This is a genomic window from Mycobacterium numidiamassiliense (assembly GCF_900157365.1).
Classification (GTDB): domain Bacteria; phylum Actinomycetota; class Actinomycetes; order Mycobacteriales; family Mycobacteriaceae; genus Mycobacterium; species Mycobacterium numidiamassiliense.
The window spans coordinates 94,535-114,679 of sequence record NZ_FUEZ01000003.1 but is presented as its reverse complement, the minus strand read 5'-3'; the positions used below and the strand labels follow the sequence as shown (position 1 = coordinate 114,679).

General features: G+C 66.9%; 6 protein-coding genes. 3 read left to right on the top strand and 3 right to left on the bottom strand.

Annotation, left to right across the window (positions count from 1 at the left end):
* Window positions 1-15 precede the first annotated feature (15 nt).
* Window positions 16-7,551 carry a beta-ketoacyl synthase N-terminal-like domain-containing protein gene (locus MNAB215_RS00270; protein ID WP_077076928.1) on the top strand — a complete coding sequence of 2,512 codons (7,536 nt, stop codon included), beginning with the start codon at window positions 16-18 and terminating at the stop codon, window positions 7,549-7,551.
* A gap of 19 nt (window positions 7,552-7,570) precedes the next feature.
* Here MNAB215_RS00270 and MNAB215_RS00265 read toward each other — a convergent pair whose 3' ends face one another.
* Window positions 7,571-8,746 carry a permease gene (locus MNAB215_RS00265; protein ID WP_077078285.1) on the bottom strand — a complete coding sequence of 392 codons (1,176 nt, stop codon included), beginning with the start codon at window positions 8,744-8,746 and terminating at the stop codon, window positions 7,571-7,573.
* A 554-nt stretch (window positions 8,747-9,300) separates the two neighbouring features.
* Here MNAB215_RS00265 and MNAB215_RS00260 point away from each other — a divergent pair.
* Window positions 9,301-11,043: an AMP-binding protein gene (locus tag MNAB215_RS00260; protein WP_077076929.1), complete on the top strand. Its 1,743-nt coding sequence runs from the start codon at window positions 9,301-9,303 to the stop codon at window positions 11,041-11,043.
* On the top strand, window positions 11,040-17,609 hold the full coding sequence (gene pks2, locus MNAB215_RS00255; protein ID WP_083745948.1) for a sulfolipid-1 biosynthesis phthioceranic/hydroxyphthioceranic acid synthase: 6,570 nt from the start codon (window positions 11,040-11,042) through the stop codon (window positions 17,607-17,609). Before MNAB215_RS00260 ends, pks2 begins: the two co-directional genes overlap by 4 nt.
* 9 nt (window positions 17,610-17,618) lie before the next feature.
* Here pks2 and MNAB215_RS00250 read toward each other — a convergent pair whose 3' ends face one another.
* Together MNAB215_RS00250 and MNAB215_RS00245 are read right to left on the bottom strand one after the other, a co-directional pair.
* Complete coding sequence (locus tag MNAB215_RS00250; protein ID WP_077076930.1) at window positions 17,619-18,872, bottom strand: saccharopine dehydrogenase family protein; 1,254 nt, start codon at window positions 18,870-18,872, stop codon at window positions 17,619-17,621.
* Window positions 18,873-18,875: 3 nt separating this feature from the next.
* A complete protein-coding gene (locus MNAB215_RS00245) occupies window positions 18,876-20,132 on the bottom strand; it encodes a phthiocerol/phthiodiolone dimycocerosyl transferase family protein (RefSeq protein ID WP_077076931.1) in 1,257 nt (418 codons plus the stop codon).
* Between the last annotated feature and the right edge of the window lie 13 nt (window positions 20,133-20,145).

Genomic DNA, 20,145 nt, shown 5'->3' with positions numbered 1-20,145 from the left:
TGCCGCGGAGTCGTCGTGACGTTTGAGCCGATTGCGATCGTCGGTCAGGGCTGTGTCCTCCCCGGTGGTCTGAGCCCCGACGAGTTGTGGAAAACGGTCCACGAGGGGCGTGATGTGCTCGGCTCACCGCGGCCGGATTATTGGGGCGTCTCCACGGCGCAGATGCTGCGCGAACAGAAGAACGCGCCCTACTTCGACCACACGTGGTCCGATCGCGGCGGGTATGTGAGCGGCTTCGACGACGTTTTCGATCGCCGTGGTTTCCTGCTCGGCGCCGACGAACTCGACGGGCTGGATCCGCTCTTCCTCTGGGGCATCGAGGCGGCCCGGCAAGCTGTGCACAGCGCGGGCTGGCGCGCCGGCGAAGTCCCCGGCTCGGCCGGGGTGGTCCTGGGTAACCTCAGCTATCCGACAAAGACGATGACGGATCTAGCTGAAAAGGTTTGGCGCGGAAGCGAACACAGCATCGATTGGCGTAATCGCTTCATGTCCGGGCTTCCGGCGCATCTCATCGCAAATGGGCTGGGCTTGACCGCAGGCGCGACGGCCCTCGATGCTGCCTGCGCCTCGTCGCTGTATGCGATCAAGCTGGCCTGTGACCGGCTGCACGACCACACCGCGGATGTGATGCTGGCGGGCGGCGTCAATGGCGCAAGCAACTTGCTGCTGCACGTGGGCTTCAGTGCGCTACAGGCACTCAGTGCTTCGGGCAGATCGCGACCCTTCCACCGCAGCGCGGACGGATTGGTCCCCGCCGAAGGCGCGGCCATCCTGGTGCTCAGGAGGCTGGAAGACGCCATCGCCGAAGGCAACACGATCTTGGGCGTCATCCGGGGGGTGGGCCTCAGCAACGATGGCCGGGGACGTGGTCTGCTCGTGCCGTCCCAGGAGGGTCAAGAGCGCGCGATGCGGCTGGCTTACGAGATGGCGGAGCTTGAACCGCAAGATATCTCGCTCATCGAGTGCCACGCCACCGGGACCTCACGCGGCGACCTGACCGAACTGATGAGCATGACCGAAATCTTCGGCGGCATGGCGAACGTGCCCATCGGATCACTGAAATCCAACCTGGGGCACTCCATCACGGCCTCCGGTGCCGCGGGAGCGATCAAGGTGCTCGCGGCGATGCGGGCGCGGGTTCGCCCCCCCACACTGCACGTTGACGACCCGCTGCCGTTCATCGCGGACTCGCCATTCCGCCTGCTCACCGAGCCGGAACCCTGGACATGCGTGGGGCCGCGGCGCGCGGCGATCAACAACTTCGGTTTCGGTGGCAACAACGCGCACCTGCTCCTCGAAGAATGGATCGAGCCGGCCGACGACGGCAACACCCGTCCGAGGTGGCCGGCGACCAGACCCCAGGCCGACGAGGACATCGCGATCGTCGGACTGAGCCTGTTGGTGGGCGACGGACACGAAACCGCTTCGGTTGCAGAGCATCTACAGGCATGCCAGCCGATCCCCAGCGGCGAGGGGAGTGGCAACCTCAGGGCACGGATGGCCGAGGTCTGCCTCGATCTCACTCAAACACGTTTTCCCCCAAGCGATCTCAAGCAGACTCAGCCCCAGCAACTCGCCCTGTTGGGGGCTGCCCTCAATATCGAAGAGTTGATCAAGGGACTGCCGCCCGACCGAACCAGTGTCATTGTCGGGATGGGATGCGATCCCGAGGTGGCACGATTCGGGGTGCGCTGGCGGCTGGCCGACGAGATCGACGACCCCGATCAGCTGGCGACCGCGCGAGATGGTGTCGTGCAGGGATGGACCGCCGCGGGTGTCGTCGGCGCCATGCCGAACATCGTGGCCAATCGCCTGAACAGCCAATTCGACCTGCGCGGGCCGAGTTTCACGGTGTCGAGGGAAGAACTGTCCGGCACCACGGCTTTGGAGCTGGCCGCACGCGAACTGCGGCGAGGCGAAATCGACGCGGCGGTTGTGGGCGCGGTGGACCTCAATTGCGAATCGGTACACGAAGCGGCGGCGCACGCGTTGCTCGGGTCGGCCGAGCGGATACCTGGCGATGCCGCCGTCGTGGTCGTGCTCAAACGCGCGAGCGACGCCCGTCGTGAGGGCGATACGGTTCTGGCCGTCCTACCGGCGGATCAACAACCACACGGTGAGTGTCTTCACTTGGGCACCGCGCCCGGGGCATTGAACCTCTCGCCGCAACTCGGCCACGCCCATGCCGCGTCGGGACTGCTGCACGTGGCCGCGGGAGTGCTGTACGGCTTCCTCGGCGTATGGCCGGACGGCACGCCCTGGACCTCTGAAAAGCGATCGGCCGTAATCGCCTTGCGCGCCCTGGCCGGCCAGGAACAGGAAATCGTGCTGGTGCCTGCCGGCCCCAACCACCAAGGCGCCGAAGGGCTCAGTGCCCGGTTCCCCCAAGGCTCCCGATCCCCGACGGGGAAGTCCACGCGACTGCTGTTCCCCGCTCACCTGCCCGAAGTGCGGCTACCGATTCGTGCCGAGCAATCGGCATCCTCTGCAGAATTAGCTCCGGCTCTCGCCGGTGCGACCAATAGCGGCAATCCGCTGCCCGTGCCGGCCTTCTCCGGCGCAGCGGGGCTGCGGACCACCACCCCTCGACTGGAGCAGCTGATGGCAACGTATCTCCCGGTTCCGCCGGCTCTGCCCAAAGCCGAAGAGGCATTGGCGCGCGAGCCGCTGGGCGCGGTCCTGGCCGCGCAGACGCCACCCGAGCCGCTCTCGATCACTTCTGATTTCGACGTGCAGATGACCCGCGTGAGTACCATCGGCGGAAACGGCCACCACGGCTCCGCCGTCATCGCACCGCAGGACGACTGGCTAAATGGCGCTGACGACTTTCTGACGGAAAAACCAGCGCGGCCCGCCGTTGAACCGAAAGGGTTGTCCCGGAACGTTACCGACAGCGCGCCCGGTGCAGGCGCGTGCAGGGCGATCCAGCCGATCCGTCCCGCCGACAAGGTGGTGCCTGCGCCGACGGCCAAGCGCGCGCCGGTGGGTCTGACGCTCGACAAGGACGGTCTGCGGGTGCATTCTTCCGGCAGGATCTCCGAGATCTACGGTCCGGCATTCGCGGTGCAAGACGACTACCGTCGCCAGGTTCGGATGCCCGAACCTCCCCTGCTGCTGGCGGATCGCCTGTTGGGTATCGACGCGGAACCGGCGACGAACGGCACCGGAACACTGTGGACCGAAACCGATGTCACGGCCGACGCCTGGTGGATTCACCAGGGCCGGATGCCGGCCGGCATCATGATCGAGAGCGGCCAGGCCGATCTCATGCTCATCTCCTGGATGGGTGCGGACTTCGCCAACAAGAGCGACCGGGTGTATCGGCTCTTGGGCTGCGAGGTGACCTACCTGGGCGGCCTGCCCGAAATCGGCGATACGCTGCGGTTCGACATCCACGTGGACGGACACGCCCGTCAGGGCGATATCCGCATGTTCTTCTTCCACTACGACTGCACGATCGACGGCGTCGAGCGCATGTCGATGCGCAACGGCCAGGCCGGGTTCTTCTCCGACGAGGAGCTGGCGGCCTCGGGCGGCATCCTGTGGCGCCCCGAGGACGAGACGGTCAGCGGCCCAATGGAATCGACACCGGCGCAGACGTCGCGCACCTCGTTGCAGCGTGCCGATCTGGATGCGTTGGCGGCCGGCGAGATTTGGCATACGTTCGGCCCCGGTTTCGAGCGCGCCGCCAGCCACACCAGAACGCCGTCCATCTCCAGCGGCGACATGCTGTTCATTGACGAAGTCACCCACCTGGATTTCTCCGGCGGTCCGTGGGGACGAGGTTATCTGCGCGCCGTCGAGCACATCGGTCCCGAAAAATGGTATTTCGCAGGACATTTCAAGAACGACCCGTGTATGCCCGGCACGCTCATGTTCGAGGGCACCATGCAGACCATGGCGATCTACATGACAGCGCTCGGCATGACGCTGGAGTGCGACGGGTGGCGCTTCGAACCGGTACCGTTCGAGACGTACAAGTTGCGCTGCCGTGGGCAGGTCACGCCGCAATCGCGCGAGCTCGTCTACGAGGTGTTCGTGCGCGAGGTGGTCGCCGGACCCGAGCCCATGCTCTTCGCCGATCTGCTCTGCACGGTCGACGGCCTGCCCGCCTTCCACTGCCCCCGGATGGGGTTGAAACTGTCACCCGGTTGGCCGATGGATCTGGGCGCGAAAGAGCTTGCGGGATACTCCGAACCCAAGCCGGTCTCCGAGGTCGCGGGATTCCGGTTCGACTATCAGGCGATGCTCGCCAGCGCCGTTGCCAAACCGTCCATGGCGTTTGGTCCTCTGTTCGAGAAGTTCGACTCGCATCGGAAGGTGGCGCGGCTGCCCGGTCCGCCCTATCACTTCATGTCGCGGGTCACCGACCTGGTCGGCCAGACCGGTGTGGTCAAGTCCGGCGCGGAAGTTGTCGTCGAGTACGACGTCCCCAGCGACGCTTGGTATTTCGTCGCGAACGCCGAGGCGACGATGCCCAACGCGGTCCTGATGGAGGTCGCGCTGCAGCCCTGTGGTTGGCTGGCCGCCTACGTCGGCTGTCCACTGAATTCTGAAGCGGACCTCTACTTCCGCAACCTGGACGGAACGGGGACCCAACACCGGGAGGTCACCCCGGCGACCGGGACGTTGCGCACCAAGGTTTCGCTGAAGAGCATCGCGCAGGCGGCCGGAACCATCATCGTGAGCTTCGACGGCGAGATCCACGCCGACGACGGACTCGTCTACACCTTCGATACGGTGTTCGGCTACTTCCGCCGCGAGGCGTTACAGAACCAGGTGGGGCTCCCGGTCAGCGACGAGCAGCGTCGCGCGCTGGACCTCGCGTCCGACGGGCCGCCCGTCGACCTGAACACCCGCCCGGCCGAATTCTTCGGCCCGGGAGCGCGTTTGGCCGACCCGATGTTGTTGATGGTCGACCGGGTGACGGGCCGTTGGCCCGCCGGCGGCGAGGCCGGGCTCGGCCGGTGGCGCGCCGTCAAGGATGTCGACCCCGCCGAGTGGTACTTCAAGGCGCACTTTTATCAAGACCCGGTGCAGCCAGGGTCGTTGGGCATCGAGATGCTGCTGCAACTCCTGCAGTTCGGAATGCTGGATCTAGGGCTGGGCAGGGAAGCGGGACCATCGGCGCGGTTTGAGCCGGTGGCGCTGCATGACTCGATCACGTGGCGGTACCGAGGCCAGATCGTGCCGACCAACAAGCAGATCACGGCGCAGGTGGAGATCACCCGCGTGGCGCGTGACGACGACGGCATCCTGGCCGTGGCCGAAGCGTCCCTATGGGTCGACGGAAAGCGGATCTACAGCGCGAGCAACCTGGGTATGCGCATTGTGTGCTACGCGCAGGACACTGGATCCTTGGCGGGCAGCGGCTCGTCGGCCACGCCCTTGGCCGTCCCGGCCACGCCCCTGGCCGTCCCGGCCGCGCCCCTGGCGGCTCCGCCCGTGGCTACGACGGTGGAGACCACGATCGATCCCGCCCGGGACAGCTGGATCAACGATCATTGCCCGACGTATGTAATCCCCTCTCTGCCGATGATGTCGGTGCTGGACCTGCTCGCCCAGGCGGCCGGCGAGGCCGCGGGCACCAACGTCGTCGAGGTCACCGATCTGCGGGTAGCCCGGTGGATCGTCGTCGATTCGCCGAAGCAGCTGCGGGTGACCGTCGAGCCGGTTGCGCCAGGACGCTTCGCGGGCCGGGTCGAGGCGTGGCGTGACGCACCCAATCCGGTGCTGTCGCGCTGGGAGACGCACGCGGAGGCCGTCATCGTCACTGCGGACCACTACCCGGGCGAACCGGAAACGCCCGCCCCGCTGAAAGACGCCGTGCCCTTCGCCACTCCGTACGACGGCTCGGTGTTTCACGGGCCGGCGTTCGCCACCCTGATGGACGGTGCCCGGATCGGGCGCAACGGCGCATCCGGGACGCTCGCCGTCGACCGGTGCGGGGTTCCCGTGAGCCGGCTGCACCCGGGACTTCTCGACGGCGCGCTGCACGTCGTTCCGCACGCCGCGATGAGCGTATGGACCACGGACGGTACGGCTGTCGAGTCCTATGCCGACGCCGCGGACCCGGCGGTCGCGTTCCCGCGCCGCGTGGCCTGGGCCCGGTTCTACAGCGACACCCCGGTCGAGGCAACGGTGGACGTGGAAGCCCGATTTGTCGGGTTCGACGACGCCGATCCCCGGATGCCGATCATCGATCTATGGCTCAGCGCGGCGGGCAGGCCGTGGGCGCACATCCGTCTCGTCGAAATGCTGCTGTCCAAGGGGCCCCTCGCCCAGGTCGGCGGGCCCAAGCGTCGCGCGTTCTTGGGCGAGCGACGGGCGGTGCCTCAGATGTCGTTGAGCGATCGGCTCGGCCGCGGGGTGGTCACGCTTGATTCGGCGCGGGCGGCAACGCTGGACTGGTTCAAAGGCACCCTGCAGGCCGTGTATCGCACTGATAGCCAAGGGGATTCGCTGCTTGTCGACATCGCGACCAAGGAGGCTGTCGCGGACGCGGCCGACAATGCGATACACCCGTCGCAGGTGCAGATCGTCGACGGTCAGGTCACGGCGCTGCCGCTGGAGCGACTCTCGATCGAGGTCGAGCGACCCCACAAGGGCGTGTGCCGGGCCACCGCGTCGTTGCAGACCGACTGGCAGCCGGTGCGCAGCTGCTGGACCGACCGGTTGGGCATGGCGCCCGGCGGCTTCGGGGATCTGCTGCACTGGGCGCTGCTGTCGCGCTATGTCAGACACGTCATCGTCGCGGATCCACTGGCGACGGCGGCAATTCACGGGCGCCCGGTACTGCTGCTGGCCAACCATCAGGTGCAGGTCGAGTCGCTGCTGGGCACGACGATCGCGTCCTGGCTGACCGGCACACAGGTCATGCCGATCGCCCATGCCAAGCATGCAAATCGATGGATCGGCCAGCTTTTGCGGCTGCTCGACGCCTTGGCCGGAAGGGACCTGGGCAACATCCGCTACTTCGATCAGCAAAACCCGCAGCAGTTCTTCACCCTGGTCGACAAGATCAAGAGCGACGTCGCCACCCGCGGCAGGTCAACGCTGGTGCATGCCGACGGAACTCGATACCTCCACTCGGGTCAGCGTGTCGAGAGGCTCACCTCCACGCTGCTGGACATGGCGATCGACGTGTCGCTGCCGATCGTGCCGCTGTACTTCGCGGGAGGCTTGCCGGAAGAACCGGTGGACCGCAAGCTCGAAGTGCCGTATCGGCATGCCGCGCAAGACTATATCTTCGGCCGGCCGATCATGCCCGAGGAGCTGGCCGCCTGGCCGTACGCGCAGCGTCGGCGGCGCGTGATCGACGCCATCAACGCCCTGGCGCCATTCAGCGACGCTGCGCATGAGCCGAACGATGCCGTCGAGCAACGGATTTTCGCTGCAGCTCCCGGGGCGTCCCCCCTGGAGTCGATATGGGCGTGCATCGAAGACGCGCTGGACGGGATCGGCGTGAACTGGCGGGACGCGATCAGCGGTGACCAGTGGGCGGCGGCTCGATCATTCGATGCCGCCACCACGGCTACTGGCAGTCCATAGTCCAGTGCCGTAGCGGTCGTCAGTCGCAATCATGACCGCGATGCTGGTGACCGTCCGTCGACTCAGGGGAGCCGCCCATCATGCGCACCATCGGCATGCCTCCGGACGTGACGAACCGGACGACCAGCAAGGCCGCGATGACGAGGAAGACGATATTGAGCCAGGTGGTGTAGTTCCACGAGATCGACGCCTGCATGACCGCGGCATTGCGCTGAGTCGGAACCAGATTCGTTGCGCCAAAAAGCAATTCGATGAGGTACCCGGCGGTGACCATCGCGGCGTAGAAGGTCCCGAGCAGCGTGAGCATCATCCGGGTGCCGTAGTACTTACGGTAGATATTCAGGATCGGCAGGATCAGCAGGTCGGCGTAGATGAATGCGATCACGCCGCCAAAGCTGATGCCTCCGTTCCACAGCACCGCCGCCAGTGGCACGTTGCCGATGGAGCAGACGAAGGAGACGATCGCGACGATGGGCCCGACGATCGGCCCCCACAGCGCCGAGAGGCCGGGGTGGTCAGTCAAAAAGAAACCTCGCCAGAACGTTTCGGGGACCCACGCCGCGATGGCACCGGCGATCAACAGCCCCAGCACCAGGTCGCGCAGGATGGCCAGCCACTCCATCACGAACACGTGCGAAACCGACGTGAAGCCCTCCCCGGAAAACAGTCGCTGCCAGAACGAGCCCTCGCGTTTGATGGACATGTCCATCGCGGCGTGCCCTTCCATCGAACCGGCGATGCCCTGCTCGGCCTGCTCGCGGGCGGCGTCGACCAGGCGGGACCGCACGAACAACCGGAACAACGTGGCCAGCACCACGATCATCAGCGGGCCGCCGACGAACTCCGCGGCGGTGAACTGCCAGCCCATCAGCAGGGCCAAGATGATGCCCAACTCGACGACGAGGTTGGTGGAGCCGATCTCGAAGGCCATGGCGGCGGTGAAGTTGGCCCCCTTGCGGAACAACGACCGGGCCAAGGCGACCGCGGCATACGAACACGACGACGATGCCGCCCCGAGACCGGCGGCCACCGCCAGGGTGCGCGGTCGGTCGTCGCCGAGCAGGGCCACGACCGTCGAGCGTCGCACCACCGCCTGGACGATCGCCGACAGGGCGAAGCCCAGAATCAGCGCCCAAAGGATTTCCCAGGTCATGGACCCGGCCAGCGCCAGGGCATGTTCGATCGCTGCCAGCATGTTGCCGATCACGGTGGCCCTGCCTCCATCTGCTCGAAGTCGATCATCACGCATTCGCGACGATTCCGCCCGCGAAGCCGTGGGCGAGCCCACCCCAGGCCTCGGGGCCGTCGCGAAACCACATCGATCGTGAGGCGTGCTAATTACTTGTTGGACCAGCGTCCCAGTCGTCGCGCGATAATGGCTGGTCAAGAGATTGCCGATTCGCCAACGGGGGCGCAAGAGAACGTGTAGGTTCGGCGAAGTGGAGGTGGTCATGACACCGGGCGCTAGCTCATGCCAGCCGAGCGCCCGCAGAGCGATGCACCCCATGCCGGAAAAGCGCAGGCGAGCTGGCTCGGTGCTGCTCCGCACCGCGGCAGGCCGCCTCGAACGAGGGCCCGCGATAGACACCCGCGTCGGCCTTGAAGCCTTTGTATATGGGGTGGTGTTGCCAACTTAAACGTTCGTACCGGTAGCGGCACGGGGCGGTGGCTGCACGAAGGCCAAGCTGCTGTATCCCTCGGGGGACGGGATGCGCACCAATAATTTGTAGAAATCGGAAGGGTAGCGTGATGTCCGTACTTGAGTCCTCCATTCCTGCGGTGCTCGGCGAGAATGCTCGCCGGCAGCCCAGCGACACGGCGTTCACATTCATCGATTACGACGTGGATCCGAAAGGGTTCGCCGAAAGCTTGACCTGGGCGCAGCTGCACCGTCGTGCGGCAACGGTTGCTGACGAACTCCGACGCTGTGGGTCAACCGGCGATCGCGTGGCCATATTGGCGCCGCAGAGCCTGGACTACCTCGTTGCGTTTTTCGGCGCGTTGCAAGCCGGCTTCATCGCGGTTCCGCTGTCGGTCCCGCAATTCGGCGCCCACGATGACCGCATCTCGTCGGCACTGCAGGATTGCACACCTGCCGCCATTATCACGACCTCCGCCGCCGTTGATGGGGTCATCAAATACGCCGAGTCGTACGGAACTTCGGCCGCACCGGCGGTCATTGAAATCGACTCACTCGACTTCTATTCGACAGGCGAATTCAGCCCGGTCGAATACGAGCATCCCAAGGAAGCGTATCTGCAGTACACCTCGGGGTCGACCGGCCAGCCGGCCGGCGTCGTGCTCACCCACGAGAACGTGGTGGCCAATTGCCACCAGCTGGAGTCGGGCCTGTTCGATATTTCGGGGCCACCGGAATCGCTGGTGTCGTGGTTGCCCTTCTATCACGACATGGGGCTCATCCAGGGGATCTGTTTCCCCACGGTGTGGGCACGTCCCGCGGTGTTGACGAGCCCGATCGCATTTCTGGTCGAGCCCGCCCGGTGGATGAGGCTGCTCGCGAGCAACCCCAGGCCGTTCTCCGGCGGGCCCAATTTCGCCTTCGACCTGGCGGTGCGCAGAATATCGGACGACGACATGGCTGGGCTTGACCTCGGCCAGGTGGTCGGACTGGCCAACGGCAGCGAACGGGTCCAGCCGGCATCGATCGCCCGCTTCATGGACAAATTCTCGCGATACAACCTGCCCGCCACGGCCGTGCGGCCGTCCTACGGACTCGCCGAGGCGACGCTGTACGTGGCGAGCGCGAAGACGGGGCAGGCGCCCACGTCCGTGCGCTTCCAGTACGAGCAACTGTCGGGCGGTCGGGCGACGCCATGCACCGAGGAGGAGGGCGGCAGCGACCTCATCGGCTACGGCGCACTGAAGTCACCGCTGGTGCGGATCGTCGACCCCGAAACCAGGACCGAGACGCAAGCGGGGGTCATCGGCGAGATCTGGGCCCACGGCGACAACATCGGCACGGGATATTGGCGGAATCCGGAACGGACCAAGCGCACCTTCGGTGCAAAGTTGGTCACTCCCACCCCGGGGACACCCGAAGGCCCCTGGATGAGGACGGGTGACCTGGGGTTCCTGCACGACGGCGAATTGTTCATCATGGGCCGCCTCAAGGATCTGCTGATCGTGGACGGACGCAATCACTACCCCGACGACATCGAGGCGACGATCACGCAGATCACCAAGGGCCGGGTGGCGGCGATCTCGGTTGCCGACGACACCAGCGAGCAGCTTGTCGCGATCGCGGAGGTGAAGAACCGGGGCGGATCCGACGAGGAGAGCTTGGCGGGTCTGCGCTCGATCAAGCGGAACGTCACGGCCGCGATCTCGAGCGCGCACGGTGTGCGCATCGCCGACCTTGTTCTCGTGGCACCGGGTTCGCTGCCGATCACGACGAGCGGCAAGGTCCGGCGGTCAACGTGTGCCGAAAGCTACCGCCGGGAGGAGTTTGAGCGCTTGGATGTCTCGGCGTGACGACGGCAGTTCCCGATGAAGCGGGGCTGCGGCGCTGGTTGATCGAGTATCTGGTTACCGAGATCGGTTGTGAGCGCGACGACGTCGACTCCGACGCGGCGTTCAACGACTTGGGAGTGGGCTCGCGTGACGCGGTCGTACTCTCAGGGGAATTGGCCTCGGTCGCCGGCCGGGCGGTGTCGCCGCTGGATTTTTGGCAGCACCCCACGATCAACGAATTGGTCAAATTCCTCACCACACCCGAGTCGGAATCCGCGGCTGAAGGGATCCCGGCCGAGCGCGGTTGGGTAGACGAGCCGATCGCTGTGATCGGGTTGGGCTGTCGTTTTCCCGGCGACATTTCCGGGCCGGAAACGTTCTGGCGCTTCCTCTGTGAGGGTCGTTCATCGATAGCCGAGGTGCCCGCCGGTCGATGGCAGCCGTATGACGACGGTTCGCCGGAGATCGCGACGGCGTTGGCCGCCACCACTCGGTGGGGTTCGGTGTTGACCGACGTCGACGGTTTCGACGCGGAATTCTTCGAGATCTCACCACACGAAGCGACCGCGATGGACCCGCAGCAGCGCTTGTTGCTGGAGGTGGCCTGGGAAGCGTTGGAGCACGCCGGAATTCCTGCCGAATCCCTGCGGCGTTCGCAGACCGGGGTTTTCGCCGGAGCGTGTGCGACCGACTACGGATACCTGGCGGGCACGGATCTGAGTCGCGTCGACGCCTGGAGCAACATCGGTGGCGCGCTGAGCATCATCGCCAATCGGCTCTCGTACTTCCTGGATCTTCGCGGCCCCTCCGTGGCGGTGGACACGGCCTGTTCGTCGTCGCTGGTGGCCGTACACCTGGCAGCCCAGAGCCTGCGGGCGGGGGACTGCGACCTGGCCATCGCAGCGGGAGTGAACCTGTTGTTGTCGCCGGCCATCTTTCGCAGCTTCGACGGAGCCGAGGCCTTGTCGCCGACGGGTCAGTGCAGGTCCTTCGACGCGGACGCGGATGGGTTCGTCCGCGGCGAGGGTTGCGGGGCGGTGGTGCTCAAGCGGGTGAGCGACGCCGTACGCGACGGGGATCGTGTGCTCGCGGTGATACGGGGATCGGCGGTCAACCAGGACGGCCGCTCGAACGGGCTGATGGCACCGAACCCGGCCGCACAGATGGCGGTGCTGCGCGCGGCGTGCGCCAACGCGGGCGTCGCGCCGCATCAGGTGGACTATGTCGAGACCCACGGAACCGGAACGCTGTTGGGCGACCCCATCGAGGCCCGTGCGCTGGGTACGGTGCTGGGTCGCGGACGCCCCGAAGACGTTCCGCTGCTCATCGGCGCCGTCAAATCGAACATGGGCCATCTCGAGGGGGCCGCCGGGATCGCGGGTCTGATCAAGGCGGTGCTGGCGGTACACCGCGGGCACATCCCGCCGAACCTGAACTTCGCGACTCCGAACCCGCATATTCCGTTCCAGGACATGCGCCTCAAAGTCGTTGCGGAACAAACTGATTGGCCGGAAACCGGGCTTCCGCGGCGGGCGGGAGTGTCGTCGTTCGGCTTCGGCGGCACCAACGCTCATGTCGTGATCGAACAGGCCCCCGCGATGGATCCCGTTGCTTCCCAGCCGGACCCGGCGGTGAGCACACTGGTGGTCTCGGGCAAGACGACCGAACGAGTGGCGTCCTGGGCGTCGGCGCTGGCCGAGTGGATGGACGGCGACGGCGCGGACGTGGCGCTCGCCGAGGTCGCGCATACGCTCAATCACCACCGGCCGCGGCACGCACTGTTCGGCACGGTGTGCGCGCGCGATCGCAAGCAGGCGATAGCCGGCCTGCGGGCGTTGGCGGAGGACAAGCCGGCCGATGGAGTGGTTGCCCCACACGAGGGAACATCGCGTCCCGGCATCGTCTTTGTGTACTCGGGTCAGGGCTCGCAGTGGGCGGGGATGGGACGGCAGTTGCTGGCCGATGAGCCGGTGTTCGCCGAGGCGGTCGCCAAGCTGGAGCCGATATTCGTTGCGCAGACTGGTTTTTCGCTACAGCGGGTACTGGCCGAGGGCCAGGCGGTGACCGGCATCGAGCGGATTCAGCCGGTGCTGGTAGGTGTGCAGTTGGCGCTGACCACGTTGTGGCGCTCCTATGGCGTCGAGCCGGACGCGGTGATCGGGCATTCGATGGGCGAGGTCACCGCCGCGGTGGTGGCCGGGGCCTTGAGCGTCACCGACGGGCTGCGGGTGATCGCCACGCGGTCGCGGTTGATGGCGCGGCTGGCCGGGCAGGGCGCCATGGCGCTGCTGGAATCCGACGCCGCGGCTACCGAGAAGCTGCTGGCCGACTATCCGCAGGTGAGCATCGCCGTGTACTCCTCGCCGAGCCAGACGGTGATCGCCGGCCCGCCCGACCAGGTCGACGCGGTGATGGCGGTCGTGGCCGCCGACGACCGGCTGGCCCGGCGCATCGAGGTCGACGTGGCCTCCCATCACCGGATCGTCGAGCCGATCCTGCCCGAATTACGTTCTGAGCTAGCAGATTTGGCCCCGGATGAGCCGGCCATTCCGGTGATCAGCACGACCTGCGACCCCGACGGCGATGCGCCGGTGTTCGACGCCGACCACTGGGCGGCCAACCTGCGCAACCCGGTTCGCTTCAGCCAGGCGGTCGCCACGGCCGGGGCCAAGCACGCCACCTTCATCGAAGTCAGCCCGCACCCGCTACTCATCCACGCCATCAACGACGCCCTCGGCGCCAGCGACGATCACCACATCGTCAGCTCGCTGCAGCGCGATGCCGACGACACATGGATGTTCCACTCCAACCTCAACGCCAGTCACACCACCGATCGGCCGCAAACCCCGCACCCGCCCGAGCCGCACCCGTCGCTGCCCACCGCGCCGTGGCACCATACCCACCACTGGATCGGCGCCGTCGCGCATCGTCCGCGGCTGGCCGGCGACGGCGAGGGATCCGCGGCAGCGGGGGGCCGCACCGTCTTGGTGCACCCGCTGCTGGGTGTGCACGTGCGGCTGCCGGAGGAGCCGGAGCGCCACGTGTGGGCGGGCGAAGTCGGTACCACTGCCCACCCATGGCTCACCGACCATCAGGTTCACGCGGTGCCGGCGTTCCCCGGTGCCGCCTACTGCGAAATGGCGCTGGCCGCGGCGCGCGCGACGCTCGGCGAGGCGTCGGAGGTCTGTGACCTTCGCTTCGAACAGATGTTGTTGCTCGACGACGAGACCCCGCTGAACTCCGACGCGTTGGTCCAGGCGCCCGGCGTCGCCGCCTTCGAGGTGCAAACCAACCACGAGGGGGAGCGGGCGCGACGGGCGTCGGCGACCCTGCGTGCCCTCGGCGAGATCATCCAGCCGCCCGCGCACGACGTCGCCGCCCTGCTCGCCGCGCACCCTCATCGGGTGGACGGTGATGAGCTGCGGCAGTGGTTCGACGACCGGGGTGTGCACTTCGGCTCGGCGTTCGCCGGGCTGACCGCCGCGCGCACCGTCGACAGAAAAGACGGCACCATTCTGGCGGAAGTGGAACTGCCGCAATCGATTCGCGCACAGCAGACCGGCTATGGCGCGCATCCGGCGCTGCTGGATGCATGCTTTCAATCCGCAGCCGCCCATGCGCGCAGCCGTGATGTGGGCAACGGCGGCATGCTGTTGCCGTTGGGCGTGCGCCGCATACGCAGCTTCGGTCCGCTGCAGACCGCTCGCTACTGCCTGAGCCGGGTGACCGAAACACACCCGACCGGGATGGAAACCGATCTCGACGTATTCGACGAGAACGGGGCGGTGCTGCTGACCGTGCGTGGACTGCGGGTCGGCAGCGACGTCACCGAAAGTGGTGCCCGCCAACGGTTAATGGCCGAGCGCCTGCTGACGATCGACTGGCAGCAGCGCGAACTGCCCGCAGCGGCGGGTGGTGAGGCCGGGACGTGGCTGCTGCTCGTCACCTCCGATGCCGACGATCTCTTGCCGGCCGAATTGGCCGATGCGCTGAAAACTGAAGGCGCGCAATGTAAAACCGTGCGCTGGCAACAACACGACGCCGAGCAGCTGGGCCGCGAGCTGGCTGACGTCGGCGGCGTGGTGGTCCTGACCGGACCGGCGGCAGCCGGCAACGACGAGCAGTGTGCGAGCCGCGGCCGCGAGCAGGTTCGACAACTGGTGCGGATCGCGCGCCAGGTGACGGAATGCCGCGACGAGCCGCCTCGCCTGTATGTGGTGACCCGCAACACGCAGACGGTGTTGCCCGATGACCGGCCCAGTCTGGACCAGGCGGGACTGCGCGGGCTGATGCGGGTGATCGCCGCCGAACACACCCGGATGCGGGCCAGCCAGATCGACCTGGATGCGGGTACGGACGCCGCACAGGTGGCCCGCCAGCTGCTCGCGGGTTCGGGCGAAGACGAGACCGCTTGGCGCGGCGGACAGTGGTACACGGCCCGGCTGCGCCCGGCCCCGTTGCGTCCGGACGAGCGGCGTACCGCCCCGGCCGACCCTCGGCACGAGGGCATGCGTCTGGAGATCAGCACCCCCGGTGACCTGCAAGGGCTGGAGCTCGTCGCGTTCGACCGCACCCCGCCGGGGCCGGGGCAGATCGAGGTGGCGGTGAGCGCCTCCAGTCTCAACTTCGCCGACGTGCTGATCGCCATGGGCCGATTCCCCAGCGTCGACGGGCGGCAACCGCGGCTGGGTATGGATTTCGCGGGCGTGGTGAGCGCGGTCGGGCCTGGCGTCACCGATCACCAGGTCGGCGACCGCGTCGGCGGTGTGTCCGAGAATGGTTGTTGGGCAACATTTGTCACCTGTGACGCCAACCTTGCCGTCACGCTTCCGTCCGGCTTGGACGCCGAGCAGGCCGCCGCGGCGACAACCGCGTACGCCACCGCCTGGTACGGCCTGCAGGACATGGCCAGGATCAAGCCCGGGGAGCGCGTGCTGATCCACTCGGCGACCGGTGGCGTCGGACGGGCCGCGATGGCGATAGCCCGGTTGGCGGGGGCGGAGATCTTCGCGACGGCGGGCAGCCCGCAGCGGCGTGCACTCCTGCACGACATGGGCGTCGAGCACGTCTATGACTCGCGCAGCACCGCATTCGCCGAGGAGATCCGCCGCGACACCGACGGGTACGGCGTCGACGTCGTGCTCAACTCCGTCACCGGCGCCGCCCAACGCGCCGGCTTCGAACTGCTGGCGATCGGTGGCCGGTTCGTGGAGATCGGCAAGCGTGATGTCTACGGGGACACCCGCCTGGGCCTGTACCCATTCCGCCGCAACCTCACTTTCCACTATCTCGACCTGGCGCTGATGGCCGCCAGTCATCCGCAGCAGGTAGGCGAGCTGCTGCGCACGGTGTACCGGCTCGTCGGCGACGGTGAGTTGCCCCCGCTCGAGCGCACCGTCTACCCACTTGCCGAGGCGGCCACGGCAATTCGGGTGATGGGCGCGGCCGAGCACACCGGCAAACTCCTCCTGTCCGTTCCGCACGAGGGACACAACACGGTGGTGGTCCCGCCGGAGGTGGCCAAGATCTTCCGCGACGACGGTGCCTACATCATCACCGGCGGCCTGGGCGGGCTCGGGCTGTTCCTGGCCAACCAGATGGGCAAGGCGGGTTGCGGCCGGATCGTGCTCACCGCCCGGTCCGCCCCGACTTCCAAGGCACAGCAAGCCGTTTCGCGAATCCGTGCCAGCGGGGTCGACGTCGTCGTGGAGTGCGGCAACATGGCCGAGGCCGACACCGCGGCCCGCGTGGTGGCCTCGGCGAAGGCCACCGGACTTCGGTTGCGTGGGGTGCTGCATGCCGCGGCGGTGGTCGAGGACGCCACACTGGCCAACATCACCGACGAGCTGATCGACCGCGACTGGGCGCCAAAGGTTTACGGCGCGTGGAACCTGCACAACGCGACGCTCGACGAGCCGCTGGACTGGTTCTGCTGTTTCTCGTCGGCGGCCGCGTTGCTCGGCTCACCCGGTCAGGGCGCATACGCGGCGGCCAACAGCTGGGTGGACGGACTCACGCACTGGCGGCGCAGCCTCGGTCTGCCGGCACTTGCCATCGCGTGGGGGGCATGGGGCGAGGTCGGGCGCGCCACACACCTGGCGGAGGGCGGCCGCACCACGATGATCGCTCCCGACGAGGGTGCGGCGGCGTTCGAGGAACTCTTGCGCTTCGACCGTGGCTACACGGGCTACGTCCCGACCACCGGAATGCCGTGGCTGGCCGAATTGGTTGCGCACAGCCCGTTCGCCGAAGCCTTCCAGAACGCCCGGGGCGAGCGGGCCGACGCCAGCACCCTGCGCAACGAACTTCGGACACTATCGCAGGACGAATGGCCCACCCGGCTTCGGCGTCTGATCACCGAGCAGACCGGCCTGATCCTGCGCCGGGCGGTCGATCCCGACCGCCCGTTCGTCGAGCACGGACTGGACTCACTGGGCAATCTGGAGCTGCGGACCCGCATCGAAGCCGAGACCGGCATCCGGATCACGCCCAAAGCCATTGCCACCCACAACACGGCCCACGCTTTGAGCCTGCACCTGGCCGAGACGCTGGTGGCCGATGAGGGCCGGTCGACGGCGACCGGATAGGTACCGGGTTCAGCCCAGCCGGGTCGTCCGCACCGACACCCCGGCGGCGGCGAGCCTCGCCAGCAGCGGATCGCCCATTGCCGCAGCGGGAGTGAGCACTCCCCGTAACCCGGAGAGCCGGTCGCGATCGAGTGCCAGCGCCAGACCGCTTTCGCCGAGCAGTACCGACGTGCCCTGGTAGGCATCGCAGTTCTGCCCGAAGGTCGCCAGGTAGCGGGCGCCGGTCGTGGTGGTGCTGTAGGTCTCGACGGTGTAGTAACCACGTTTTCGCGCCGCAACGCCGGGTCCGGCGCCCGGCTTGGGCGTGATGAGTTCCACGAGTCGTCGAGGCAACCGGCGGAAGTATCGATTGCCCAGGCCGTTGGCGGCCCCCAGGGACGCCGTCACAATCGCGGATGCTACCGGTGCCGCGAACGAGCGGCCCAGGCTCAACGCCTCCGCATAGCGGAACCGCCTACCGTACGACCAGTCTTGTAATGCGTTGCTACGTCGGACTATTCGGGCGTTGTAGGGGCCCATGACAAATCCACCGACCCAGAAGCCGTCGAGTTCGGGTGCGACGTTGCGCCCTCGACGCCACCCGAAGTCGCGCTGCCGCCCGAGTTCCGGTTCGGCTTCTCGGTCGGTGGTGAACGTGTAGGGGTCGTTGATGATCCTGCGGGCCTGCGCATCACCCGATGCGGTGCGCATCGTTCCGAGTAGCGACGCGACCGTGCCACCGGATGCCCCGAGCTGGTTGAACGAGCGCAGCACCAACGTCGTGTCGGTGAGTTCTCCGGTGCCGTCCTGCACCGCTCGGCGGTACAGCTGGTAAGCGTTGAGATCCGAAGGGACCGAATCAAATCCGCACGAGACGACGATCCTCGCGCCGGTATCGACGGCCTGTTTGTGGTACAGGTCGATGCTGTCCCGGACGAACATCAGCTCACCGGTCAGATCGGCATAGTCGGTTCCGGCCGTGGCGCAGGCCGCCACCAGGGGCAGACCATATTGTGCGTAGGGTCCCACGGTCGTCACCACCACCTGGGTCCGCTCGGCCACCGCCGCCAGCGTCGACGGCTGGGATGCGTCGGCGACGAGCAGCGGCCAGTCCTGTGCGGCCGGGCCCAGCGCCTGCCGCACGGCCCGCAGCCGTCCGGTGTCGCGACCGGCCAGCGCGATGCGTGCCTGCGCACCTTGGCGCGCGAGGTATTCGGCGGTCAGCCGGCCGGAATAGCCGGTGGCGCCGTACAACACGATGTCGAACTCACGCTCGGTGTTCACGCGTCACTCCGTGAACCAGCTGTCTTCGGCGGGCGCTTCGCACAGCAGGGAATGGATTCCCTCGAGGGACTTCTCGGGTGCGGGCAGGTTCGAGTGGTGTTCGATCACCAGTTGGCCGGCGAACGTCACGCACGTGTAGAGATCGATCGGGGCGCGGGGCGCGAAGTAAAACTCGCCACAGACGTCGCTGAGCTGAAGGCCCTCCGGTGTGCGCAGGCCGGGGATCCAACCGACGTCGGTGCACATCACGAACGGGGGGAGCCCCGGCAGCGACCCTTCGTATTGCAATTGGAAGTGCAGCGACGATTGCTGGATCAGGCCTTCGGACAGGTCGGACCGAAACGCGTCAACCACGCCGCGGGCCAGGTCGACGAGTTCGGTCTCAGGCCCAATCTCGGCCAGGTAGCTCGCCAACCCCAGTGGCAGTGTGCTTTCCGTCGCGCCGACCGGGGGCGTCAGGTGATAGCGCAGGTCGACCGGGTAGAAGTAGGGAATCGGAATGTGCGGCGTGTTGCGCAGTTCCCACTCGGCCAGCAGGATGGCCGCGGCCACCAGGGAGTTGAGGCTGACCTCGTTGGCGCGCCCCAGCTCAACCAGGTCCGATGTCTCCTGCTCGGTGAGCCGGATGCCGGCCACTGGAATGGCTTGAATCTCATCGGGATTCGACGGCAGGATCGGCTTCGCCGGCGCGGGCAAGTCGTAAGCGAACGCCGCCGGGAAAAGCCGTTCGAGGCCGGAACGCTCTTGCTTGGCCACGCCACGCTGTTCGAGCAACGACTCGAGTGGCTCGGGCGCGGGCTGTGCCGCCACCGGCCCGGTATCGCCGGTGGTCACCACGTCCGTATAGAGGGAGAGCAGCTCTTCGAAGAGACCGAACACATGGTGCCCGTCGGCCAGGGAGTGGTGCGCGAACAGCGTCAGTTCGCTTTGTTCGCTGCCGACTTTCAGCCGAAGATTCAGCAGGGATTGGCCCTGGTCCAGGCGCATACCCGAGATCGCAGACTCCGAGGTGTTCTCGTCGACGATCCACATCCCCGGGTGCATGGTGTCTTCGGCGACTATGTGGTGCCGGCCGTCGTCGGCCTTCTCGAGGTGGCCGGCGAAGATCGGATGCGACTGCAGGAGCGCATCGAAGGCGTCCGCCATCGCGTCGATGTCGACGTCGCCGATGACCTTGAGGGTCAACCCGAAATAGGTCTCATTGGCCGCGAACACTTCTTCGCTGTGAGCGAGCTTGCGGATCACCGATCCGGAAAACACTGCTGATCCTCCC